This window comes from Microbacterium sp. B19 (assembly GCF_000333395.1).
Taxonomy (GTDB): domain Bacteria; phylum Actinomycetota; class Actinomycetes; order Actinomycetales; family Microbacteriaceae; genus Microbacterium.
The window spans coordinates 1-6655 of record NZ_BADA01000125.1 but is presented as its reverse complement, the minus strand read 5'-3'; the positions used below and the strand labels follow the sequence as shown (position 1 = coordinate 6655).

Sequence of the window (6655 nt, the reverse complement as noted above, 5' to 3'; positions counted from 1 at the left end):
GGGATGATGTCGGACTGCGCGCCGACGTCGGTCGAGATCACCGGCACGCCGTGGGCGATCGCCTCCAGGGTCGTCAGTGTGAGCCCCTCGTTGTGAGAGGTCACCACGAGGAGATCGGTCTCCGCGAGAGTGTCATCGACGGGGACCTTGGACGAGCGGCGTTCAATGCGGTGCTCGAGGCCCTCGTTCCGGATGATGTCGTCGACCCACGAGGACATGTCCCCGTCGCCGTGCAGGATGAATCTCATCCCTTCGGCGGCCTCGCCGAGCTTGTTGACCATCTCGACGAAAACTTCGGGCGCCTTCTGCCGGGCCGTGCGGCCGACGAACGACACGGTGAACGGTCGGTCCGAGGCGCGGCGCCGGTACGCCGCCTCCCGCGCGGAGACGGTGAGACCACCGAGAGGTGCCATGACGACCTTGCCGGGCTCGATCCCCTGCACATCGACCATCCAGTCCCGCAGCGATGGGGAGATCACGTGGTGGGTGGTCAGGACATCGGTCACCATCGCGCTGGACACCGGGAAGCCGCCGCCGCGGTATTCGATGATGTGCGTCGAGTCGACGATGGGAACCTGAGGCAGCGACCGTCGCAGCCAGTGCACGCGGTCGTAGAGCCACTGATTGTGGTGCAGCACGACCCCGCGGACGTCGAAATGACGAAGCACCGCACGAAGGAACTGCTCGACGCCCGGCGTCTGGCTGCGCGCCGTGTGCTCGGAGAACGGGATGACGAGCGCACCGTCGAGTTCCGGACGGGTGATCCAGGGGTGGTGCGAGTCCCGGCTGCTCACGACGATCGGCAAGAAGCCCGCCTCGCGGACCAATCTGATCGCTTCGAAAGCCCAGCGCTCCGCTCCCCCGAGCTCGAACCAGTGGAGCCCGATCAGCACGGCCTTGGGGGCACCGGCCGGCGCGGACGCCCCGGGGACGATGGTGCTGTCCTCATGACTTCCGCCGGGCAGGAACTCCTTCTCGTAGTCCCGCCGTTTCACTGCGCGACTGTAGGACCCACGGTGCCGAAGGAGTTCGACGTCACGCGCCTCGTCGTACAGCAGGGGCGCATGAGCGCGCACGGCGCGAAGGATCCGACGCACCGGATCGTGCGCCAGATGGCGGGGCGGGTCGTAGTCCAGCACGGCGTCGCGCGAAATGTAGAGGTGCCGGGTGTCCGACTGGATGAGCCGGTCGGCGGTCTCCTCCCCGGCCGTGTGTTCGCGCTCCTCCGGGCTCACATCGCTTCCGATGCCGAAGCTGAACAGACGCCGGCGGAACACCCGCGACAACCCGTCGAAGCTCGCGTCGTCCGTCGTCCGGGGCTCGAGATCCCACGACCCGTCGTAGGCGTGGACTCTCAGCTCGCGGCCGGGCGCCATCAGCGCATGGAAGTTGAGGGCACCGACGAGAAGACGTCGCTCGCGGAGGGAGAGGTCCGACGGGATCTGATCGCGATCCGTGAAATGAAAGAGAGCCGGCTGACCCAGGACGCTGGCGGGTATCACGAGGCGGGGGCTCCTTCGAGCGGGGAGGGGAACCCGGCGATCCTAGCAAGCCTGACGGGGGGCTCTCTGTGGGCGAGCGGCTAGGATCGGGGAGGCTCACCCGAGCGCCACTCGATCTCCCGCCTCGCCCCGTCCGTCCCAAGGAGCGCAATGTCCCGCACATCGCCCGAGCCCACTGCACTCGTGCAACCGGGCGGCAGCGTTGGACTCGTGGACGTGTTCCGGCGGCGGTACCTGCTGTCGCTGATCGTCCGCAAAGAGATCCAGATCCGGTATCGCGGCTCGATACTCGGCTGGCTGTGGTCGTACGTCAAGCCCCTCGTGCAGTTCTTCGTCTTCTTCATCGCCATCGGCGTCTTCCTGGGGATGAACGGCCGAGTCGAGTTCTTCCCGATCTACCTGCTCGCCGGCAACACGATCATCACGTTCTTCAATGAGGCGTTCTCCAACGGCACCCGCTCCCTCATCGACAACGCTGCGCTGATCAAGAAGATCTACCTGCCGCGCGAGATGTTCCCGGTGTCCAGCATGTTGATCGCGGCGGTCAACGTCCTCCCCCAGATCGTCGTGGTGATCGTGATCGCCATGTTCTACGGGTGGGCTCCCTCGCTGCTGCACATCGGCGCCCTCCTTCTGGCGTTGCTCATCATCGCTCTCCTCGCGACGGGGCTCGGGCTGCTCTTCGGTGCGATCAACGTGACGTTCCGCGACGCCCAGAGCTTCGTCGAGATCATCGTCATGTGCGCCGTGTGGGCGTCACCCGTGATGTACCAGTGGGAGATGGTGGCCAATCAGGTCCCGAACTGGCTGTTCGTGCTGTACCGGCTCAACCCGCTCACGGTCGCCGTCGAGCTCTTCCATTACGGCATCTGGTTCCCGCTGAACCCGAACGGCGGCGAGGTGATCCCGGGTCTCCCCGAGTTCGCTGCCATTGCCGTGGCGATCTCGCTGGCGTTCCTTCTGGTCGGCCAGCTCGTCTTCCGTCGACTGGAGGGGCGCTTTGCCCAGGACCTCTGATCGCGGCGTCTCCGTCGACCCCAGCGTCGTCGTCGAGGACGTCCACAAGGACTTCAAGCTGCGCCACACGCACAGCATCAAGGAGACATTCGTCGCCGCGGTGAAGCGCAAGCCGCTGACGACGGATTTCCACGCGCTGGACGGGGTCTCGTTCTCGATCGCGCAGGGCGAGGCCGTCGCACTCCTCGGGTTCAACGGCTCCGGCAAGTCCACGATGTTGAAGCTGATCTCGGGCGTTCTGACCCCGGACCGGGGCGCCGTTCGCGCCCGCGGCCGCGTCGCCGGGCTGATCGAGGTCGGAGCCGGATTCCATCCCGATCTCTCGGGTCGCGAGAACATCTTCCTGAATGCGGCGATCCTCGGTATGACCAAGCGCGAGACCGAGGCGCGATTCGACGACATCGTCGCATTCAGCGAAATCGAGAAGTTCATCGACACGGAGGTCAAGCACTACTCCTCCGGCATGTTCCTGCGTCTGGCCTTCTCGGTCGCCATCCACACCGAGGTCGACGTGCTGCTGATCGATGAGATCCTGTCCGTCGGCGACGAGCCCTTCCAGCAGAAGTGTCTCGCGAGGATCCGCGAGCTCCACGGCGCGGGGAAGACCCTCGTCGTCGTGAGCCACGACCTCGACATGGTGTCGAACCTGTGCGAACGCGGCATCCTGCTCCGCGAGGGGAAGGTCGTCTTCGACGGCGACAGCAAGCAGGCCGTGGAACTCATGCGTCGCTGAGTTCTGGGGCCGAGAAGGCCTACAGTTCCGCGTGGAGCGCCCACACCCGGTCGGCGGATGCCTCCCAGGCGAAGCCCTTCGCCCGGTCGCCGGCGAGGACGCGGAGGCGTTCCGCGTCCGGCCCGAGGGCGCGCGTGAGCGCGTCCCCGAAGCCGTCCTCGCCCGCGAAGAGGGCTGCTTCGGCCAGCACCTCTCTATGGACGGCCGTGTCGGCGGCCACGATGGGAACCCCGACGGCGAGCGCGTCGACCGCGCGCCAGGGCCAGTCCGTGCGGGTGCTCGGCGCGAGCAGCACGACCGCGTGCGAGAGCACCGCGGCGCGGTCCCAACGGTCGAGCGACCCGCGCGCATGGACCCGAGCCTCGGGGATGCCTGCCGCCGAGGCCAGTTCGGCGACTGCCGGCTCCTCGCCCTCGGGGACGTCGAGCACCACGACGTCGCCGTCCCACCCCGCCGCGGACACACCCGCGAACGCGGCACTCAGCCCGTCGGAGGCGACGGATCCCCCGGAGACGAGCAGGAAGGACGCCGGCAGGTCGAGCGCACGTAGTCGGCCCACGGCATCCGAGGGCACACGGAAGCCCGCGGCGGGAGCCCCGCCGACGACGCGGACCTTCGCGACGAGTTTCGCCTTTGCGACCGCGGCGAGGCGGTCGGCCATCGCGTGCGACGGCACGACGACGGCGTCGGCGTGCTTGCCGATCCGCGACAGCAGGGCGCGGGCGGCGAGCAGTTCGGTCCTGGGGAGCTCCTCGGGCGTCTCCCACGCGCGCAGGTCCCACAGCGTCACGACGATCTGGTGCGTCTCGTTGACGCGGTCGTGGCGGACGAGGGGCGCGAGCGACGTCGGCGAGTGGATGAGACCCCGGCCGATCCCGGGAGCCACACCGAGCTGCCAGGATGCCGCGAGCTCGCGCCGACGCATAGAAAGGCGCGTCTCGGAGGAGAGGCCGACGACGCCCGCGTCCTCGGGCAGCCCGGGGGCGGGAACGATCGCGCCGACATCGCAGCCGCGCGGGGCGGTGTCGATCAACGCCTGCGTGAGCGACGCGGACGCCTCCTCGAGGTCACGAGAGGTCGGGGCGACCAGCTGGTCGAGGACGACGCGAAGGGTGACGGTCACGGCGCGGGGCTCTCCGTGTCGGTGGGCGGGTGGAGCTTGTCCTGCACGATCTGCTTCACCTGGTCGTAGTCCGGGTGGAATTCGTCGACACCGCCCGCAGGAGTGAGCTCGATCGTCGTGACCGGCTGCTCCTTGGCCTTCAGCGCGAGGTCGACCAGCGTGGGGGCCATCAGGCCCTGCGGGAGATCCGTCTTGAGAAGGTTCGTGCCGGCGGCAGCTACTTGCTGGAAGTGCTGGAGCACGTTCTGGGGCGTGAACTGCGCGAGGATGGCTTCCTGCAGCTGGCGCTGGCGCCGCATGCGGTCGAAGTCGCTGGTCGTGTACCGCGACCGCGCGTACCACTGAGCGGTGTCCCCGTCCATGTGCTGCGCGCCGGGCTCGATCCACCCGAAAGCCCAGTCGTCGACCGGCTGACCGTCATACCCCGGACCACCCTTGGGCAACCGCTCGTCGACGGTGATATCGACGCCCCCGAGCGCATCGACGAGGTCGGCGAAGCCCTTCATGTCGAGCAGGACGTAATACGGGATCTTGATGCCGAGGATGCCCTCGGCGGCGTCTTTGGTGGCCTCGATGCCGGGCTCCGAACCGTTCTTGACGGCGTCCGGATAGAGCACGTTCCCGTCCTGGCACACTTCCACCTCGGTGCGCAGCTGATTGATGCCACTCCCCCATCCGCACGTCTCGCCGAACTTGCCGGTGTGACCGTCGGGGTACTCGTCCTGCATGGGTCCGGGAGCGAACGGGAAGTCCGGCATGTCGCGCGGGATGCCGGTGATCGTGACGGCTCCCGTGGCGGCATTGATGGAGGCGACCGAGATCGAGTCGAACCGCATCGAGTCGCGCCCCTCGCCCGAATCCCCACCGAGCAGAAGGATGTTGTAGTACCCGTCGGAGGGCGGGACGACGGGGGCGGACTGGGCGAAGATCTGCGCGAACGAATCCCGCGTGGTTCCCGCCGCCTGGGCCGCCCACGCCGCCCCGGAACCGGTGAGGACGAGGAGCCCGACGGAGACGACGGCCATCGCCCAGCGGGCGATCGGCCCGGTCCGGACGAGCCGGACGAGACGCAGGGTATCGATGGTGAGGACGATCCACACCACGACGTAGCCGACGAGAACCACCTGCACCAGGGTGAGTGGCACCCAGCGGAACCACGACAGGAAGTCCGGGATGAACGACCCGGTCGCCAGGGCGAAGAGGCCACTGGGCCAGAGCAGCGCCCCGAGCGCGGCGAGAATCAGGACCGCCCAGAGGAACAGCGTGGTCGCGAGACCGAATCGACCGAGGCGGCGGTTGCCCGCCAGGACCTGCGCCGATCCCGGCAGCAGGAAGTTGAGGGCGATCAGCCACCATCCACGGCGCGTCATGACCTGACGAGACGAAGCGTCGGGGTGGCGCATCGGCTGCGATTCCACGACCGTCGCGCGCGCCCGCGGCCGGGCCGGGGCGATCACGCTCACAGCGCGTCCTTCAGCCGGCGGTTCTTCTCCTCCACCTGCGCCTCGAGGTCGGCGGCGTACTGCTCCACGCGGTCTCCGATCTCGGCATTCGTCGATCCGAGAATGCGGGCGGCCAGGAGACCGGCGTTCTTGGCCCCGTTGATCGACACGGTCGCCACGGGGATGCCGGCCGGCATCTGGACGATGCTGAGGAGGGAATCGAGGCCGTCGAGCGTCGCGAGCTGCACGGGGACGCCGATCACCGGGAGCGCCGTGACCGACGCGAGCATCCCGGGCAGGTGGGCTGCCCCGCCCGCGCCCGCGATGATCGCGCGGAGGCCGCGCGCCCGCGCCTCGCGGCCGTAGCGGATGAGCTTGTCGGGCGTCCGGTGCGCCGAGACGACCTCCACCTCGTGCGGAATGCCGAACTCCGTGAGGATCTGTGAGGCGTCGCTCATGACGCGCCAGTCCGAATCGGAGCCCATGACGACGCCGACCACGGGCGTCTCGGAGGAATGCAGCGGCCGGGTCACCGGACCAGGCTAGGCCGGGTCGCTGGAAGTTCGCGGAACGGCGCGCTTCAGTCGAAGAATGCCGCCGCCGCGCGCCCCTCATAGACCACGTCGTCCAGGTCGTCCCCCGAGACGTTGACGTGTCCGACCTTGCGCCCGGGACGCGGGTCCTTGCCGTAGGTGTGGATCTTGGCGGTCGGGTGCGCGGCCATCGCCGGGGCGAAGCGCTCGGTGAGCCCGCCTTCCGCAGGTCCGCCTAGGATGTTGACCATGATCGTCCAGGGGGCGATGGCATCCGTCGACCCGAGGGGGAGGTCGAGGCCGCC

The 6655-nt window shown here is 68.4% G+C and carries 6 protein-coding genes and 1 pseudogene; 2 read left to right on the top strand and 5 right to left on the bottom strand.

Annotated features, from left to right (window positions below; all coding sequences use genetic code 11):
• The coding region (locus I5G_RS23905) for a glycosyltransferase (RefSeq protein ID WP_022878044.1) at positions 1–1502 on the bottom strand (1502 nt) is incomplete at its 3' end.
• A gap of 150 nt (positions 1503–1652) precedes the next feature.
• On the opposite strand from I5G_RS23905, the gene I5G_RS04805 reads away from it, so the two are divergent.
• Positions 1653–2519: an ABC transporter permease gene (locus I5G_RS04805; protein ID WP_022878043.1), complete on the top strand. Its 867-nt coding sequence runs from the start codon at positions 1653–1655 to the stop codon at positions 2517–2519.
• The gene (locus I5G_RS04800) at positions 2503–3252 is read left to right on the top strand and encodes an ABC transporter ATP-binding protein (RefSeq protein WP_022878042.1); all 750 of its coding nucleotides are present in this window, start codon (positions 2503–2505) and stop codon (positions 3250–3252) included. The genes I5G_RS04805 and I5G_RS04800 overlap by 17 nt, the downstream gene beginning before the upstream one ends.
• Before the next feature lie 19 nt (positions 3253–3271).
• Here I5G_RS04800 and I5G_RS04795 read toward each other — a convergent pair whose 3' ends face one another.
• The 4 genes and pseudogenes from I5G_RS04795 to I5G_RS20665 form a co-directional block, all read right to left on the bottom strand.
• Positions 3272–4375 (bottom strand): glycosyltransferase, encoded by a 1104-nt coding sequence (locus tag I5G_RS04795; protein WP_022878041.1) that lies wholly within the window; start codon positions 4373–4375, stop codon positions 3272–3274.
• A complete protein-coding gene (locus I5G_RS04790; RefSeq protein WP_148286405.1) occupies positions 4372–5778 on the bottom strand; it encodes an LCP family protein in 1407 nt (468 codons plus the stop codon). Before I5G_RS04790 ends, I5G_RS04795 begins: the two co-directional genes overlap by 4 nt.
• A 56-nt stretch (positions 5779–5834) precedes the next feature.
• Positions 5835–6302 (bottom strand): 5-(carboxyamino)imidazole ribonucleotide mutase, encoded by a 468-nt coding sequence (purE, locus tag I5G_RS04785; protein ID WP_036326335.1) that lies wholly within the window; start codon positions 6300–6302, stop codon positions 5835–5837.
• 95 nt (positions 6303–6397) lie between these two features.
• A pseudogene (locus I5G_RS20665) lies at positions 6398–6655 on the bottom strand (5-(carboxyamino)imidazole ribonucleotide synthase); the annotation flags it as partial.